This is a genomic window from Shimia sp. (assembly GCF_039969785.1).
GTDB lineage: Bacteria > Pseudomonadota > Alphaproteobacteria > Rhodobacterales > Rhodobacteraceae > Shimia.
This window is the reverse complement of sequence record NZ_JBDVNC010000033.1, coordinates 37,495-54,012: the sequence shown is the minus strand read 5'-3', so window position 1 is coordinate 54,012 and position 16,518 is coordinate 37,495. Positions and strand designations below refer to the sequence as shown.

At 58.7% G+C, this 16,518-nt stretch carries 16 protein-coding genes; 2 read left to right on the top strand and 14 right to left on the bottom strand.

Features of this window, described 5'->3' with window-relative positions:
- Together ABJI08_RS14630 and ABJI08_RS14625 are read left to right on the top strand one after the other, a co-directional pair.
- The gene (locus ABJI08_RS14630; RefSeq protein WP_348402579.1) at positions 1-1,797 is read left to right on the top strand and encodes an aminopeptidase P family protein; all 1,797 of its coding nucleotides are present in this window, start codon (positions 1-3) and stop codon (positions 1,795-1,797) included.
- Positions 1,798-1,872: 75 nt separating this feature from the next.
- Positions 1,873-2,217 (top strand): DUF427 domain-containing protein, encoded by a 345-nt coding sequence (locus tag ABJI08_RS14625; RefSeq protein ID WP_348402578.1) that lies wholly within the window; start codon positions 1,873-1,875, stop codon positions 2,215-2,217.
- 11 nt (positions 2,218-2,228) lie between these two features.
- Here ABJI08_RS14625 and ABJI08_RS14620 read toward each other — a convergent pair whose 3' ends face one another.
- The 14 genes from ABJI08_RS14620 to murC form a co-directional block, all read right to left on the bottom strand.
- Positions 2,229-3,917 (bottom strand): chloride channel protein, encoded by a 1,689-nt coding sequence (locus ABJI08_RS14620; RefSeq protein ID WP_348402577.1) that lies wholly within the window; start codon positions 3,915-3,917, stop codon positions 2,229-2,231.
- A 105-nt stretch (positions 3,918-4,022) separates the two neighbouring features.
- Entirely contained in the window at positions 4,023-5,669 is a 1,647-nt protein-coding gene (gene recN / locus ABJI08_RS14615; RefSeq protein ID WP_348402576.1) for a DNA repair protein RecN, read from the bottom strand.
- A gap of 27 nt (positions 5,670-5,696) precedes the next feature.
- Complete coding sequence (locus tag ABJI08_RS14610) at positions 5,697-6,551, bottom strand: outer membrane protein assembly factor BamD (protein ID WP_348402767.1); 855 nt, start codon at positions 6,549-6,551, stop codon at positions 5,697-5,699.
- A gap of 107 nt (positions 6,552-6,658) precedes the next feature.
- Positions 6,659-7,582, bottom strand: a complete 924-nt coding sequence (lpxC, locus tag ABJI08_RS14605; RefSeq protein ID WP_348402575.1) for a UDP-3-O-acyl-N-acetylglucosamine deacetylase — start codon at positions 7,580-7,582, stop codon at positions 6,659-6,661.
- Between the two features lie 208 nt (positions 7,583-7,790).
- Entirely contained in the window at positions 7,791-9,431 is a 1,641-nt protein-coding gene (gene ftsZ / locus ABJI08_RS14600; RefSeq protein ID WP_348402574.1) for a cell division protein FtsZ, read from the bottom strand.
- Positions 9,432-9,780: 349 nt separating this feature from the next.
- Positions 9,781-11,115, bottom strand: coding sequence for a cell division protein FtsA (gene ftsA, locus ABJI08_RS14595; protein ID WP_348402766.1), 1,335 nt, complete (start codon positions 11,113-11,115; stop codon positions 9,781-9,783).
- Positions 11,112-11,987 carry a cell division protein FtsQ/DivIB gene (locus ABJI08_RS14590; protein WP_348402573.1) on the bottom strand — a complete coding sequence of 292 codons (876 nt, stop codon included), beginning with the start codon at positions 11,985-11,987 and terminating at the stop codon, positions 11,112-11,114. The genes ftsA and ABJI08_RS14590 overlap by 4 nt, the downstream gene beginning before the upstream one ends.
- Positions 11,975-12,889: a D-alanine--D-alanine ligase gene (locus ABJI08_RS14585; RefSeq protein ID WP_348402572.1), complete on the bottom strand. Its 915-nt coding sequence runs from the start codon at positions 12,887-12,889 to the stop codon at positions 11,975-11,977. The genes ABJI08_RS14590 and ABJI08_RS14585 overlap by 13 nt, the downstream gene beginning before the upstream one ends.
- Positions 12,890-12,971: 82 nt before the next feature.
- Positions 12,972-13,922, bottom strand: a complete 951-nt coding sequence (murB, locus tag ABJI08_RS14580; RefSeq protein ID WP_348402571.1) for a UDP-N-acetylmuramate dehydrogenase — start codon at positions 13,920-13,922, stop codon at positions 12,972-12,974.
- Entirely contained in the window at positions 13,919-14,206 is a 288-nt protein-coding gene (locus tag ABJI08_RS14575; protein ID WP_348402570.1) for a hypothetical protein, read from the bottom strand. Before ABJI08_RS14575 ends, murB begins: the two co-directional genes overlap by 4 nt.
- A gap of 2 nt (positions 14,207-14,208) precedes the next feature.
- A complete protein-coding gene (locus ABJI08_RS14570; RefSeq protein ID WP_348402569.1) occupies positions 14,209-14,526 on the bottom strand; it encodes a hypothetical protein in 318 nt (105 codons plus the stop codon).
- The gene (locus ABJI08_RS14565; RefSeq protein WP_348402568.1) at positions 14,523-14,768 is read right to left on the bottom strand and encodes a DUF2484 family protein; all 246 of its coding nucleotides are present in this window, start codon (positions 14,766-14,768) and stop codon (positions 14,523-14,525) included. Before ABJI08_RS14565 ends, ABJI08_RS14570 begins: the two co-directional genes overlap by 4 nt.
- Positions 14,765-15,022: a DUF2484 family protein gene (locus ABJI08_RS14560; protein ID WP_348402567.1), complete on the bottom strand. Its 258-nt coding sequence runs from the start codon at positions 15,020-15,022 to the stop codon at positions 14,765-14,767. The genes ABJI08_RS14565 and ABJI08_RS14560 overlap by 4 nt, the downstream gene beginning before the upstream one ends.
- 84 nt (positions 15,023-15,106) lie before the next feature.
- A complete protein-coding gene (gene murC / locus ABJI08_RS14555; protein WP_348402566.1) occupies positions 15,107-16,516 on the bottom strand; it encodes a UDP-N-acetylmuramate--L-alanine ligase in 1,410 nt (469 codons plus the stop codon).
- Positions 16,517-16,518: the final 2 nt, after the last annotated feature.

Here is a 16,518-nt window from a genome sequence, read left to right as displayed (position 1 = left end):
ATGTTTCAGAGTTTTGAGGTTTTGGCACGCCCGGATCAGGGGCCGGGACGGCTGGCGGATTTGCGCGCTGAACTGGCGCGCGCGGGATTGCAGGGCTATCTGGTGCCACGCGCCGATGCGCATCAGGGCGAATATGTTGCGCCGCGCGATGACCGGTTGGCGTGGTTGACCGGCTTCACCGGATCGGCGGGATTTTGTGTGGTTCTGGAAGACATTGCGGGTGTGTTTGTTGATGGGCGCTATCGCGTTCAGGTGGTGGAACAGGTGGCGACATGTTTCACGCCTGTGGATTGGCCCGAAGTGAAACCCGGCGCATGGATCAGGGATCATCTGAACAGCGGGCGGATTGGTTTTGATCCGTGGCTTTACACGGTTGGACAGATTGAAGAGCTGCAAAAGGCGCTGGACGGCAGTGGCGTGACATTGGTGCCCGGTGACAACCTGATTGACCGGATCTGGCCCGACCAGCCAGCCCCCCCAATGGCACCGGTGCGCGCGCATCCGATTGAATTTGCGGGCGAGCCTCACGGCGACAAACGTGCCCGGCTGGCGGCGGAGCTGAGCAAAGCCGGGCACAGCGCGGCGGTTTTGACGTTGCCGGACAGCATTGCCTGGTTGCTGAACATCCGCGGTGCGGACATTCCGCGCAATCCGTTGGCGCATGGGTTTGCCGTATTGCACGCAGACGCAAGTGTTGCGTTGTTTATGGCAGATGCCAAGCTTGAGGCCGTGCGCGGTCATTTGGGGCCAGACGTTCAGCAGCACGATCCGCAGGATTTTCTGCCTTATCTGGCAACAGTGGATGCGCCTGTACAGTTGGACAAAGGCAGCGTGCCGGTTGCTGTGCGCCAAACGCTGGATGATGCAGGCATCGCGATCCACTGGGGGCCTGAGCCCTGTGCACTGCCCAAGGCGCGCAAGAATGCCGCCGAAGTTGCGGGCATGGTCGAAGCGCATTTGCGTGACGGGGCTGCAGTGAGCCAGTTTCTGGCGTGGTTTGACGATAATGCCACCAGCGGCATCACCGAGATTGACGCCGTCACCACACTTGAAGACTGTCGGCGCGCGAGCAATGCACTTTTGGACATCAGTTTTGACACGATATCGGGCACCGGCCCGCATGGTGCCATCATGCATTACCGGGTCACCGAAGAGTCAAACCGCACGCTGGCGCGGGGCGATCTTTTGGTGTTGGACAGTGGCGGACAGTATCAGGATGGCACCACCGACATCACCCGCACCTTGCCGGTAGGAGATATGGGCACGGAAGAACGCACCGCCTTTACCCGTGTGTTGCAGGGCATGATCGCCGTGTCACGTCTGCGTTGGCCCAAAGGGTTGGCAGGCAGCCATATCGAAGCCATCGGGCGGTTGCCCCTGTGGATGGCGGGGCAGGATTTCGACCATGGGCTTGGGCACGGCGTCGGCGCTTATCTGTGTGTGCACGAAGGCCCACAGCGGTTGAGCCGGGTCAGCGATGTTCCGTTAGAGCCGGGTATGATCCTGTCCAATGAGCCGGGCTATTACCGCCCCGGCGCTTTTGGCATTCGCATTGAGAACCTGATTGTGGTGGAAAACGCCCCTGCCCTCCCCGGCGGGGATGATCACCGCGAGATGCTGCAGTTTACCACTCTGACCTATGCGCCGATTGACCGTCGGTTGATCATGCACGACCTGCTCAGCCCGCAGGAACGCGACTGGATCGATGCATATCACGCAGAGTGTCGCGCACGGTTGAGCGCACGGCTGGATGATCAGACCCGCATCTGGCTGGAGCGTGCCACCGCGCCGCTTTGACTCCGACGCGCCAGTATGACATGCCCCTGTCTCATGCGGCAGGACACAGGACGCCGCGAACGGAGGAAAACCCTGATGACCAAGCTGATCACCATTCGTAAAGCCAATGGCAACTGGACTGTGCGCGCAGGCGGAGCGGTTCTGGGAGAAAGCGCCAATGCGTTGGAGCTGAGCGAAGGGCAACATGACCCGGTCATCTATTTTCCACGCGAAGACATCGCCATGGCGTTTCTGGACCAGACCGACCACAGCACAGTTTGCGCAAACAAAGGTGCGGCGGCCTATTTCACGATCGTGACCAAAAGCCGGACCATCCCAAATGCGGGCTGGAGCTATGAGGCACCGTCGGAAGATGCAGCTCGTATCAAAGGCTACATCGCTTTTGCGACAAGTGAGCTTGTCGCGGTTGAACGCATCTGAAGCCGCTTGGCTTAGCTGTGCTCTTCGGCGGCCGTGGCGGCCAGAGCACGGTTAAAGGCGCGCAGCGCGTCGACGTGGAACAAAGCGCCCAACAGTTCGGGCGGTTCATCTGCGCCGCCCAGCGTCACCACAGGAATAAAGGTTGCCCCGGTGGTTTCAAATAGCGGCATTGCGCTTTCTAAGGTGGCATTGCCATCGACATAGGTGCCTTCGGAAATCATGTCCCAACACCGGTCTTCGGGCGCGGCGCGCGCGTCTTCTGTGTCGCGCATTACCGTGGTGACACGGAACATGCACAGCAAATAGGCCTGCGGCCCCGCCGCCACATGCACATTGCGCCGCTCAAGCTGAGATAGAAAAAATGACCGGTCTACAAGCCGGGACCCCAAAGCGGTTGAAATCGAAACGCTGACCATCACGGCCAGCCCGGTTTGCCAGTCGCCGGTCAGTTCGAAAACGATCAGCGTTGTCGAGATCGGCGCGCCCAGCACAGCAGCAGCAACTGCGCCAGTGCCTGCCAGGGCATAAAGTGTTGTTGTGCCGGACACCTCGGGGAATACAGCCGTGGCGATCATGCCAAAGGCCAGCCCGGTCAACGCGCCCAACATCAGAGACGGTGAAAACACCCCGCCCCCCATACGTCCGGCCATGGTGATCGACACGGCCACCACCTTGAGCACCGCAAACACCACCGCTTCGTGCAGCACCAGTTGCCCGGTCAGCGCGGCAGAGGTGGTTTCATAGCCTACGCCGATGATGTGGGGAAACCAGATCGCCAGCAGGCCAAGCAGCGCGCCGGATACCGCAGGGCGCAGCCAGCGCGGCATACGCAATTCGGCCTGAACGTGATTGGCCATATCCTCGGCCCAGAAAATCGTCCACATCAGCGCCACGGCAACAAGGCCGCATATCCCGCCCAGCAACAAAAAGGCGGGCAATTCCTGATAAAATGCAAGCGCGGATGCGTTGGGCACGTGAAACTCTGTCACGTCGCCAAATTCCAACCGGTTGATCACGGTTCCGGCGACGCTGGCAATCACAATCGGGGCAAAGGCGTGTACCGCGAAATGACGCAACACCACCTCAAGCGCGAACAACGCGCCCGCAATTGGTGCATTAAACGAGGCCGACACCGCCGCCGCAACCGCACAGCCCAGCAGATCGCGCCCGGTAATACCGTCGGCTCTGATCCACGTGCTGACCCAGGTTGAGATGACTCCGGCCATATGCACGACCGGCCCCTCGCGCCCGGTTGACCCGCCAGAGCTGAGGGTGATCAGTGAGGCCAGAGCCGAGGCCAGCCCTGCGCGACGTTCGACGCGCCCCTCATGCAGGGCAGCGCCTTCGATCACGTCTGCCACCGACCGCACGCGGCCATCCGGTGTAAAATGGTGCAGGATCAATCCGACAAGCAAGCCGCCTATGGTGGGAATGATCAGCAACAGATACCAGGGCAAAGTTCCGGCAAAGCTGTGCAATTGGGTCAGGTCTTCGGCACCGTAAAGTGTTGCCTGCAACCAGTTGATGGCTTTGCGAAACCCAAGCGCGCCAAACCCGGCGGCGATCCCGATCAAAAGCGCGATGATCCAGAACTGAAACTGGCTTGGCCCTCTGTCGGCCAGCACTTTCCAACCGCCTTTGCAGGTTTGCGCCGCCGACCGCGCGCTTTCAGACAGAAAGGATCCGACCGACTTTGCCATGTCGCTCCGAAAAATTGGATGTTTCACTCAGATGTAGAGGAAAGCCTTGGAAAGGCAAAGTGTTAACCACAGCGAAACGGCGTGTTTGATGCGAATTGAAGGCGTCTAGTCTAACAACGCACCCGCAGCTGCGCGGGCCTCTGGTGTGATGGTGTCACCCGACAACATGCGTGCAATCTCGTCCACACGGTCATCTGGCGACAAAGGAACAACCCGGCTAAGAGTCTGGCCCCGCGTGACGCTTTTCTCAACCCGCCAATGATGCGCCCCAAGGGCGGCAACCTGCGGTGAATGTGTAACCACCAGAACCTGTCCCTGCTGCGCCAATGCTGCCAAACGGCGTCCCACGGCAGCCGCTGTCGCACCGCCCACACCCCGGTCAATTTCGTCAAAGATCAGGGTCATGCCGCCAACATCCGGCGTCAGACAGACCTTGAGCGCCAGCAAAAACCGGCTGAGTTCGCCGCCCGAGGCGATTTTGGCCAGAGACCCTGCCGGGGCCCCCGGATTTGTCGCCACCACAAATTCCACCAGATCGCGCCCGTCCGGGCCTGCTTCGCCCTTGGTAATACGAGTCTCGAAAACCGCGCGCTCCATCTTGAGCGGGGCCAGCTCTGCCATAACAGCGCGATCCAACGCGCCTGCGGATTTGGCCCGACGCGCACTCAGATCCGACGCGGCAGTTTCATAAGATGCTTCGGCTTTGGCCAACGTGGCGCGCAGATCGGCGATGTTGCCTTCACCCGCATCTAATGCCACCAACCGGGCGCGCAAGTCGTCGGCAAATGTATCCAGCTGATCTGCCACGATATTGTGTTTGCGGGCCAGTCCGCGCATTGCGAACAGGCGCTCTTCGACCTGTTCCAGCTCTTGGGGATCAAAGTCCAGCGCCTCAAGACACCGTTCTACGCCGTCAACCGCTTCGCCCAGTTCAACCATAGACCGGCCCAAAGCGGCCAGCGGGCCTTCCAGATGTCCGGCGGTGCCTTCCAGCGCGTCCTCGAGCCAGCGCATGGCGTCGACCATCGCGCCCTCGGCGCCGTCATTGCCAAGCGCTGTTTGCGCCCGTCCGACATTTTCACGCACCTTTTCAGCCCCTTGCATCATGCGGCGGCGTGCGTCCAGCTCGGCGTCTTCGCCGGGTTGCGGGTCCAGCGTGTCCAGTTCGGCAACCGCGTGGCGCAGGAATTCCTCTTCAGCCTTGGCAGCTTCGAGCGCTTTCTCGGCGTCGGCCAACGCCCCGCGCGCCGATGCCATCGCGCCCCACGCCTTGCGTGTCTTGATGCGCGCAGCGCCGGTATCGGCAAAACTGTCCAGCAAAGCCCGGTGCCCGCGCGGGTTCAACAAGCCACGATCATCATGTTGTCCGTGCAATTCCAGCAGAGTTTCGGACAATTGCCGTAAGACCTCGCCTGAACAGCGCCGATCATTGACCCACGCCGTCTTGCGCCCGTCACTGCGATTGACGCGCCGCAGGATAAGCTCGTCCCCGCCGGGCAACCCCGCCTCGTGCAGAATGGCATGTGCCGGATGACCTTCAGGCAGATCAAACTCGGCCATGACTTCGCCTTGCTCTGCCCCAGCGCGCACCAGTTCGGCGCGTCCACGCCACCCCAGAACAAACCCAAGGCTGTCCAGCAGGATCGATTTTCCCGCACCAGTTTCCCCGGTCAGTACATTCAGACCCGGTTGAAACCCAAGTTCCAACCGGTCAATGATCAGCATGTCTCTGATTTCAAGCGTGCGCAGCATGCGCGCTCACCCCCGGCCCAGCACGGTCTACAGCCAATCGCCTTTGACGGTCTGACGATAGACATCCGACAACCAGTTGTCGCCGGTCACCTTCAGTTTCAGGCCAGCCGCCGTCAACAGCTTGTAGCTGTCCTGATACCATTCCGTAGACTGGAAGTTGTGCCCAAGGATCGCCCCTGCAGTCTGTGCCTCATTGGTCAGACCCAGAGACAGATAGCCTTCGACAAGACGATGCAACGCCTCGGGCGTGTGTGTGGTTGTCTGGAAATCCTCGACCACGACACGGAACCGTTTGATCGCGGCAGCGTAATGGTCGCGGCGCAGGTAATAGCGACCGATCTCCATTTCTTTGCTGGCAAGGTGATCAAAGGCAAGATCGAATTTCAACATCGCCGAACGCGCGTATTCGCTGTCGGGATAAATCTCGATGACCTTGCGCAGCTCTTGCAACGCCTGGAACGTCAGGCCTTGATCGCGCCCAACTTCGTCAATCTGGTCATAATAGCTGAGCGCCAGCAAATATTGCGCATATGCGGCATCATCATCCGCCGGATAAAAGTCGATAAACCGCTGCGCCGCAGCCCGGCTTTCCGGGTACATCTTGGCCTGATGGTAAGAAAATGCCTGCATGATCACAGACCGCTTGGCCAGTTCCGCATATGGGTAAAGCCGCTCGATCTCGGAAAAGAAAAACGCCGCATCCGCGCCCTTGTTCCGACTCAGCTCATATTCGGCGCGCTCATAAATCTGCTCAGCCGAGAAGGTTTCCATCGGGATCGATCCGCGACGTACTTTGTCCGCAGTCGAGTTGTTGCAGGCCGTCAGCGCGACAATCGCCAGAACTGACCCCACAAACCGGACTCGCACCCCAAAGCCTGTCATGCTGCGCAACCTCTTGCTCGCTGGTGGGCAAACCCCACCCTTTGACACGCTGTTAACACATAAAATTCCGGGGCAAAACGCCTTTGGCACGTTTTGTCAGACATGTGTTAGGCGACGGCGGGAAATTCTGCCATATGCACGCCCGCGCCAGGCAGACGCGCGGCCATCCGGGGGGTGCATTCCACAAACCGCCAGGCAGTTGGATCAGCAAAAAGGGCGCGCAGCAAGTCATTGGTCAGCGCATGGCCCGCACGGATACCGTGGTAATGTCCAAGGATAGGAGCACCCGCCAGCGCCAGATCGCCCAAAGCGTCCAGCATTTTGTGGCGTACAGGTTCGTCCGCATGGCGCAAACCACCCGGGCTCAGCACCTTGTCACCGTCAAAGACAACGCCGTTTTTGGCAGGATCGCCGCCCTGCACCAGCCCATTGGCGCGCATCGCGTCAACATCTGCCTTACGGCAAAAGGTCCGGCTGTCGCACAATTCGCGCACAAAACTGCCATTGGCCATGTTCAGGGTCTTAGATTGCTTGCCAATCGCGGCATCCACAAAATCAATGTCAAAATCGATCCGCAATTCAGTTGCCGGAGACAATTGCGCCACGGCTTCTCCGCGCGTCACGGTCACAGGCTTCAGGATTTCAATCGCACGCACCGACCGACCCTGTTCGATCAGACCGGTTTTCAGGATCGCGCGGACAAATCCGGCAGAGCTGCCATCCATGATCGGGACTTCGGGGCCATCCAGTTCGATCAACGCATTGTGCACACCACATCCGGCCAAAGCCGCCATCAAGTGTTCAACGGTCGAAACCGACACGCCTGCGTCATTGGAAATCTGGGTGCACAATGTCGCCTGTTTCACCGCATCCCAACGCGCCGGAACCATCGCATCCCCAATCAGGATATCACCGCGCCGGAACCAGATGCCGTAATCGGCGGATGCCGGATGCACAACAAGGTTCACAGCAGCGCCCGAATGAAGGCCCTTGCCGGAAAAACGTACGGATGATTTGAGCGTGACTTGCACAACTGTCCCCTATCAACGTGGCGCACCCCATAGCGCCGCATCATTGAGGTAGTCGTTTCACCGCTATAGCTCAATTCAATCTTTGTAACGGTCTGAAACATGCCTGAAACATTTCGGCAAAACACCGCCAATGTGACTTTAAGACGCTGATAATAAAAAGAAAAAGGCCGCGAAAACCGCGACCTTTCTAACAATATTTATTGTTAATTTAGTTTGCCTGACGTCGCAGAAAAGCTGGAATTTCGATCTTCTCCTGATCTTCGTCCATCTGCTGTTCTGGCTCGGCAGCCTGCACACTGGGCTGTTGACGCACTGGCTGAGCGCCACGTGGTGCAGCAGCTTCGTGGCCGTGACCGGTCATACGGTTGATCAGAGAGTTGATCCCAAAGCGCGCTTTTTCCTCGGCATGTGGTTGCTCAACCGGACGCGCAGGTGCAGCAGCGGGTGCCTTGTCGACGGCTGCCTTGAGACGCTCGATCATCTGCGGTGTCGGAGTACCAGCTGCCGGACGCTGAGGCGCGACATAGTCTTGCGGCTCTTCTTCCTCGGCAACGAACTCGGGCTCAAACGCCTGAACCGGTGCGGGTTGATACGCCGGAGGTGGCAGATCGTCGTCCCGTGCAGCAGGTTCAAAGACCGGCGCGGCTGGCTCGTCGTCAAAGATGTCTTCCATCTGGTCTTCGGCAGCGGTTCTTTGCGCATCCATGTCCGAGAACAAGGTTGGCTCCTGGGCTTGCTGAGCAACGTAAACTGGCCCGGCCTCTTCCACTGCCGCAACAGTTTCTTCGGCAACCAGTTCGGTCTCTTCAACTTCCTGAGCGACCTGTTGTGTCAGGGGCTGCTTCATCGAACGGCGCGGAATTGGCATTGGCGATGTCATTTCTGATGCATCGATACCCGTGGCCACAACCGAAACGCGCATGCCGCCTTCGATACCGTCATCCAGTGTCGAGCCAACGATGATATTCGCGTCTGCGTCCACTTCTTCGCGGATGCGATTGGCGGCTTCGTCCAGTTCGAACAACGTCAGATCGTGTCCGCCGGTGATGTTGATCAGCACGCCACGTGCACCACGCAGGCTGATTTCGTCCAGCAGCGGGTTGGCAATGGCTTTTTCAGCGGCCTGAACGGCGCGATCTTCGCCCTCGGCTTCACCGGTGCCCATCATCGCTTTGCCCATCTCGTCCATCACGGCCCGCACATCAGCAAAGTCGAGGTTGATCAGGCCGGGACGTACCATCAGGTCCGTCACACCTTTAACACCCTGATACAGAACATCGTCGGCCAGCGAAAACGCCTCGGTAAAGGTGGTTTTCTCATTCGCGAGACGGAACAGGTTCTGGTTTGGAATGATGATCAGCGTGTCGACCATCTTTTGCAGACTTTCAACGCCTTCTTCGGCCTGACGCATCCGCTTGTTGCCTTCGAACTGGAACGGTTTGGTGACAACACCCACCGTCAGAACACCCAGTTCACGGGCGGCTTGCGCGATAATCGGAGCTGCACCAGTACCGGTGCCCCCACCCATACCAGCCGTGATAAAGCACATGTGCGCGCCCGCAAGATGATCGACAATCTGTTCGATGCTTTCTTCGGCAGCAGCAGCACCAACGGTTGCGCGCGCCCCTGCGCCCAAACCTTCGGTGACTTTCACACCCAGCTGAATGCGATTGCCCGCGTCGCTTTGTTGCAATGCCTGCGCATCGGTATTGGCCACAACGAAGTCCACACCTTCCAGCTCTTTCGCGATCATATTATTGACCGCGTTGCCACCGGCCCCGCCAACACCAAACACGGTGATACGTGGTTTCAGGTCCGCCTCATCGGGCATCGTCAGATTCAATGTCATAGAACTGTCCGCCTGTTGTTTTACCCGCTGATGCGGGACGTTTTTTCTGCCTACTCACGCCCATTATTACCTGTGCTTTATGGACCCGTCATCCAAAAAAGCACTAAATACCACAAAATGTGGGCAAAAAAGATGAGTGCCTAGCGGTATCTTGCCGGTTTTTACAGATTTTGCGCTTTCGGACACGTGACACACAACAAAAAGCGACTCACCGTCGCGAAACAACGCAACAGGGAAAACCGTATCTTCGTTACTCAGAGGCCACTGCCCGGCCTGATGGTCCACCCTTTTGCGGGTCGGTTGGGCAAAGGATAGCCCATGCCACACACGCCGTCACCCACAAAATGGCCTACCAGTTGTCGCGGAACCAGCGCACTGCCCGGCGCAGGGAGCGGACCGGATAACGTTCCACTGGCAGGTCGAAATCCCACCATTCATCCTGTGGATGGGTTGCAAACAGGCACATGCCAACTGCGCTGGCAAACCCCGGCCCTGTGGCCGCCTGTGGCAGGCCATGCACCCGCATCGGACGCCCCAGACGCACTTGCTGACCCAGTATTTTTGACGCCAGACCATCCAGGCCCGGAATTTGGCTGCCGCCACCGGTCAGCACGATCTGCTGGCTGGGCAGATTATCAAACCCAGCCGCATCCAGCCGCGCGCGCACTTCTTCCAGAATTTCTTCGACCCGCGGACGCATGATGCCAATCAGCTCAGCCCGGCTGACCGAGCGACGGTCATGTTCCCAATCACCTGTGTCGCCTTCAAGATCGATCGTCTCGCGGTCATCCATTCCCGTGGCAACGACACCGCCATAGAATGTCTTGATCCGCTCAGCCGTGGCCGTGGGAACCTGCAGACCCATCGAGATATCGCCGGTCACATGATCGCCGCCCATGCGCACTGTATCGGCATATATCATGTGCTTTTTCATAAAGATCGACAGCCCGGTTGCGCCGCCGCCCATATCCACACAGGCCGCGCCCAGTTCCTGTTCATCCTCAACAAGCGCCGCCATGCCCGACACATAAGAAGAAGACGCAATCCCTGCCAGATCAAGGTCACAACGTTTCACACAATGTGCGAGGTTCTGAACTGCGGCTTCGTCAACGGTCAGCATGTGCATATCGGTGGTCAGGGTTTGCCCCATCTGTCCGCGCGGATCGGCCAGACCGGATCTGTGGTCCAGTGCAAAATTCACCGGTTGTGCATGCAACACTTCGCGCTCTCCGCCAAAGTCAGGCACGTCACAGGCAGACAACACCCGCGCCACGTCCTGTTCGGTGACCACGTGCCCTTCCAGATCGATGCTGCCATCCAACCCGTAAGACCGTGGATCGGCCCCGGCAAAACAGGCAATCACATGATCAACCCGGATCTTGGCCATCTTTTGCGCCGCCTGAATGGCGGTGCGAATGGCGCGTTCGGTTTCCTGCATGGCGTTGATTTCGCCAAAGCGCACGCCGCGCGACCGTGTGGTCGCCGCGCCAATGACGCGAAACCCGCTTTGCCCCGCCATCGAGCCGACACCGTCGGTTTCCGCTAGCCTGTCCGTGCCATCAAAGCGCAGAACAAGGCAGGCAATCTTGGAACTGCCCACATCCAGAACCGCGACAACGCCGCGCTGCATGGCGGCTTTGCGCATGTTGCGCATGGCGCGCTGTGATTCATAAAGCTCGATCATTGCTTCGCTTTCCCCAAAGACAACTGACTGATCCGCCACCATTCTTCGACGGCCGCTTCGGCCAGACGAATGGTTGGACGGGTTGCCAGTCGCATGTCGACAACCAATAGATTTCTTTCCAGCATTTCCTGTGCATCACTCAGCGCGATCACGCGCTCAAGCGCCTGCACGGCGCCAACTTCGGGCAGCAAAATGCGCTGTTCTCTGTCAAGCACCACGTCCCAGCGCCGCTCTCCGACGCGCACAAGGCCGCGCACCCGGCTGGCCAATGGGCCCGCAGCGGCGAAAAGCTGCAAGGCTTCTTCCACGGCGCGGTCGGCACCGGCACCTGCCATCAACGGCATCGCAGGGTGCAACGTGCGCGCCCGCGCAGGACCGGTGATGTATCCTTCGACATCGACCAGCGCCAATCCGTCATATGTGCGCCACAAGATCACCGGATCACGCTCGGCCACTTCGATCTGCAAAATCCCACCGGGACGCACCCGGACAGAGGCCCTGGCAATTGCGGGCAGTTCAGAAATGCGGTCCTGAATTTCCGGCAGATTCAGATCAAACGAGCTGGTCGGGAAATCAATCGGCATGATTTCACGGATGTCTTCGGCAATGCTTTTAGACGCGCCGTCAATGGCCATAGCGTTGACCATGAATTCGGGGCGCGTGGCAATTTCGGTGCGAATGTCATTATAGGCCATCATCAGCTTGTCGACCCGGCTTTGATCGGACAACCAGACCAGCGCCGCGCCAGCCACCAGCGCACAGGGCAAAACAAACCGCAGGAACAGGCGAAACAACGGCGTCAACATCAGCCGCTGCAGACGATAAGACCACCGTGACGGGGCAGGATCAGAGCGCGTATCTACCTGTTGCACGAGGCGTCCTCCACCATCCAAGCACAGAATTCCGGGAACCCCATGTCCACAACCTGCCCCTGTTCGGGCGCCAGCGACGTTGGCGTCATTCCGGGTTGGGTATTGGTCTCTAACAGGAACAACCCGTCCAGCCCGCGCGCCTCATCCCAACGGAAATCGGTGCGGCTGACACCCCGGCATCCCAGCGCGTCATGGGCGCGCAGGGCATAGTCCATACAGGCGTCAAAAATGTCTTTGGGGATATTGGCGGGGATTTCGTGACGCGATCCGCCTTCGGCATATTTCGCGTGATAATCATACCAGCCATCAGTGATGATATCCGTTACTGACAATGCCTTGTCACCCATCACTGTGGTGGTCAGCTCGCGTCCGGGCACATAAGTCTCGACCATCACCTGATCCGGCATGTCATCGGAAAGGTGTGGAGGGCTGTTGGCGGCCTCGTTGACGATGTAAATACCAACGGATGAGCCTTCGTTATTTGGCTTCACCACATAGGGCGGCGCCATGACGTGGCGGGTCGAAGCCTCGGATTTAGGGCAGATCACGCTTTCAACAACCGGCAACCCGGCGGCACGGTAGACGTCCTTGGAGCGCTGCTTGTCCATCGCCAAAGCTGAGGCCAGCACCCCGGAATGCGTATAGGGCAAGCCCATCCACTCCAGAATACCCTGCACACACCCATCCTCACCCCAACGGCCATGCAGAGCGTTAAACGCAACATCCGGTTTGATCTCGTTCAGGCGCGCAACAAGGTCGTGGCCTGCATCGACCTCGACAACGTTGTAACCTGCTTCCCTCAGTGCGGCAGCGCATTCACGCCCAGATGACAGACTGACCTCGCGCTCGGCAGAGGGGCCGCCCAATAATACCGCAACTTTGGGGTTTGCCCTGCTCGACATAACCCGCTGTGCCTCAATGTCCCGGGCTTTTCAGGTGTTATATTTCACCCGTACCGCCCTGTTTTATCATTCTTTTTCCGGCCTATTCTGTGCCTGAGGCCGGTCTTTTTTCTGCCGCCGGTTCACCGACGCGCATAATTTCCCACTCTAGCTGTATTCCGCTGTTTTGGAAAACCCTTTTTCGCACATCCTCGCCCAGATTTTCTAAATCTGCGGCGGTTGCGCCACCGGTGTTGATCATGAAATTGGCGTGCATCTCGCTCATCTGTGCGCCACCCACCTGCGCGCCGCGCATTCCGGCGTCCTGGATCAGCTTCCACGCCTTAAGATCATGCTCATCATCCGCCTGCCCGGTTGACGAAAACCCAGCCGGATTTCTAAAGGTGCTGCCTGCCGTACGATCCTTGGTTGGCTGCGTCGCATTGCGCTTGGCCAGCTGCGTTTCCATGTGATCGCTCAGCGCATTGGCATCGCCCGATGGCCCCTCAAACACGGCCTCGGTGATGACCCAGCCGTCGGGCAAATCGGTTTGGCGATAGCGGAAATTCAGGTCCTGCGCGCTCAGCGTCACGATCTCACCCTGTCGTGTCACTGCCGTGGCCTCGACAAAAACATCGGCCACATAGGTGCCATAACACCCAGCATTCATGCGCACGGCACCGCCGATGGCACCGGGAATGGTGCGCAGAAATGTCAGATCAATACCCGCCTCAGCCGCCTTGCGTGCCACATGCGCATCCAAAGCAGCCACGCCGGCGCGCACCCGATTACCCTGAGCCTCAATTGTATTAAAGCCGCGTCCCATGCGGATCACCACCGCGCGCAACCCGCCGTCGCGCACAATCAGATTGCTGCCAACGCCCATCGGAAAAACAGCAACGTCCTGAGGCAAATCGCGCAAAAAGTCCGCAAGGTCCTGTGTATCGGCAGGCTGAAACAACCAATCCGCCGCCCCGCCCACACGCAACCATGTCAGGCCATCCAGCGCGACGTTGGCTTTCAGTTTTCCGCGGGTTTGTGGCATGTCGGTCATTCAATGTGATCCTTGCGTGTCAGCCAGCGCCCGATCAGCCCCAGCCCGGCACCGATACAAAACCCCACCGTCGCGGGCAAGATAATGTAAAGCCAAATGCCAATTAATGCGACGCTGACCTCTAGCGATGACATATGCGACGTCCCAAAAACCAACAGGTTTCCAAGCAGGATAAGCCCCAGCGCCTTAACCAGCCTGCGCCAGTTCTGGCTTGATATAGCGCCGCGCCAAAGGCCCAGACCGAAAGAGCCAATAACCAGAAGGACCGGAATAGCTGCAGACATGCCTAGCTCTTTCGCAGGGCCAGCTTGCGTCCCAGAAAATAGGTGGCCCACCCCAGCGCCGAAGAAACCGCAAGCCCGCCAATGGCCCAAAGCCGATAGCTCAAAAGCTCGCTCACATCTTCGCTTTGCTCGGGCGTGGCGGTGTATTTCAGGCCCTGCCCCACGGCCAGCAGCAGCACAAGCAGGCACAAAAGGATCAGTTGCGCGCGCACCAGGACCGGGCGTTGATCATAATACCCTTTGGCGAACCCAAAGGCCGGGAACACCAGCGCCGCAAACCAGATCACGGCATTCAGCCCCAGCGCAACATCCAGCATCATCCCAGTTGCCTTTTGACCCAACGGGTCAGATAGATCACCGGCCAGCGCATCACCCACGCGGCCATGACAAACACAATTAGCGCCATCCAGATACCGTTTTGCACGGCCACGCCGATCAGGATTGGCACGCCAATACCAATCATGACATAGGCAAATTTCCACAGATTATCTTTGGACGGGAACATCGCCCGCAGATTGGCCGCCAAAAGCCAGGCCAGCGCCAAAATCAAAGACAGACTCATTCGCGCACCTCCTCAATCTCCAGTCCGCGCGCCTTGCGATAAAAGTGGCGCAAAGGGCGTCGGAACATCGACAAAAATCCAAACAGGGCAACACCACCCAACAAAGCGCCGTGTTGCCATCCGATAAACCCAATCAACACCGGCGCCGCGACCAGCAACATCACACCGGGCACATATTGCCGGTGCATTGGCAACATCGCCACAATTGTTGCGGCCAGAACCCAGAAGCAGGCCAGAACAAGCGCAATACTCAATGCGCCGCTCCCGGAATGATATTCATGCAAAGTGTCATGGGGTTTCAAAGGTTCCCTGCGTTTTGATGCGCACTTATCCGGAAATCATCCCAACCGCTGGGGCAAATTATTGGCCCACGTGCTGATTGTACCTGCGCCCAGACAGACCACGATATCGCCGGGCTTCGCCTCTGCTTTGACCAATTCGGCCAATGCGTCTTCGCTGTCGATGGCCAGGGCATGGCGATGGCCATGTGCCACCAAACCCGCCACCAGATCATCGCGGCTTGCCCCGGGGATCGGGTCTTCGCCAGCAGCGAACACTTCGGCAATGCCCACCACGTCTGCCTCGTTAAAACAGGCGCAGAAATCTTCAAACAGCGATGACAGGCGCGAAAACCGGTGCGGTTGATGCACGGCAATCACCCGGCCGGTGCTGTCTTTACCAATCGCCTGACGCGCGGCTTTCAGAACGGCGGCAATTTCAACCGGATGGTGGCCATAATCGTCGATCACCGGCACACCGCCATTGACCTCACCCACTTTGGTGAACCGTCGATTGACGCCACCAAACGCAGCCAGAGCCTCGCGGATTTCGTCTTTTTTCATGCCCAGATGGCGCGCGACTGCGACCGCTGACAACGCATTAGACACATTGTGATCCCCGGGCATCGGAAGCGTGCAACCTTCGATCAGCGCATCTTCGCCCTGAAGTGCGATATCGAAATGCGCCACGCCCGCCTCATAGGTCAGGTTCAGCGCCCGCACATCCGCCTGCGCGTTAAACCCAAATGTCACCACACGACGGTCGGTGATTTTCCCAACCAGCGTCTGCACATCCGGATCATCGGTGCAGCACACCGCCAGCCCGTAAAACGGGATGTTGGACACAAATTCCAGAAACCCGCGATGCAGGTTCTCTTCGGTGCCCCAATGCTCCATGTGTTCGGGATCGATATTTGTGACAATGGCGATGGTCGCGGGCAACCGGTTGAATGTGCCGTCGCTTTCATCCGCCTCAACAACCATCCATTCGCCATCCCCGACCCGCGCATTGGAATCGTATGCGTGAATGATACCCCCATTGATCACTGTCGGATCGTATTGTCCGTGATCCAACAGCGCGGCCACCATGGTTGTGGTGGTGGTTTTGCCATGCGTCCCGGCAACGGCGACATTGGACTTCAACCGCATCAGCTCGGCCAGCATTTCCGCCCGGCGCACCACCGGCATACCGCGCCGACGCGCCTCGTCCAGTTCCGGGTTGCCCGGTTTGATCGCAGAAGAGATCACCACAACTTCGGCATTCTCCAGATTTTCCGCCTTTTGCCCGATAAACAGCGTCGCACCCCGTGAAACCAGCCGGTCCGTGATCTTGCTTGCCTTCAGGTCAGAGCCCTGCACCACATAGCCGTGGTTCAGCAAAACTTCGGCAATACCGGACATGCCAATACCACCCATTCCGACAAAATGGATTGGCCCCACGTCTCCGGGCAGTTTCGTTGCAGCATTCATCG

Excerpts from the sequence above, each read along its gene's own strand:
- ABJI08_RS14630 (WP_348402579.1), top strand. The coding sequence starts at position 1 with ATGTTTCAGAGTTTTGAGGTTTTGGCACGCCCGGATCAGGGGCCGGGA.
- ABJI08_RS14625 (WP_348402578.1), top strand. The coding sequence starts at position 1,873 with ATGACCAAGCTGATCACCATTCGTAAAGCCAATGGCAACTGGACTGTG.
- ABJI08_RS14620 (WP_348402577.1), bottom strand. The coding sequence starts at position 3,917 with ATGGCAAAGTCGGTCGGATCCTTTCTGTCTGAAAGCGCGCGGTCGGCG.
- recN (WP_348402576.1), bottom strand. The coding sequence starts at position 5,669 with ATGCTGCGCACGCTTGAAATCAGAGACATGCTGATCATTGACCGGTTG.
- ABJI08_RS14610 (WP_348402767.1), bottom strand. The coding sequence starts at position 6,551 with ATGACAGGCTTTGGGGTGCGAGTCCGGTTTGTGGGGTCAGTTCTGGCG.
- ftsZ (WP_348402574.1), bottom strand. The coding sequence starts at position 9,431 with ATGACATTGAATCTGACGATGCCCGATGAGGCGGACCTGAAACCACGT.
- ftsA (WP_348402766.1), bottom strand. The coding sequence starts at position 11,115 with ATGATCGAGCTTTATGAATCACAGCGCGCCATGCGCAACATGCGCAAA.
- ABJI08_RS14585 (WP_348402572.1), bottom strand. The coding sequence starts at position 12,889 with ATGTCGAGCAGGGCAAACCCCAAAGTTGCGGTATTATTGGGCGGCCCC.
- murB (WP_348402571.1), bottom strand. The coding sequence starts at position 13,922 with ATGACCGACATGCCACAAACCCGCGGAAAACTGAAAGCCAACGTCGCG.
- ABJI08_RS14575 (WP_348402570.1), bottom strand. The coding sequence starts at position 14,206 with ATGTCTGCAGCTATTCCGGTCCTTCTGGTTATTGGCTCTTTCGGTCTG.
- ABJI08_RS14570 (WP_348402569.1), bottom strand. The coding sequence starts at position 14,526 with ATGATGCTGGATGTTGCGCTGGGGCTGAATGCCGTGATCTGGTTTGCG.
- ABJI08_RS14565 (WP_348402568.1), bottom strand. The coding sequence starts at position 14,768 with ATGAGTCTGTCTTTGATTTTGGCGCTGGCCTGGCTTTTGGCGGCCAAT.
- murC (WP_348402566.1), bottom strand. The coding sequence starts at position 16,516 with ATGAATGCTGCAACGAAACTGCCCGGAGACGTGGGGCCAATCCATTTT.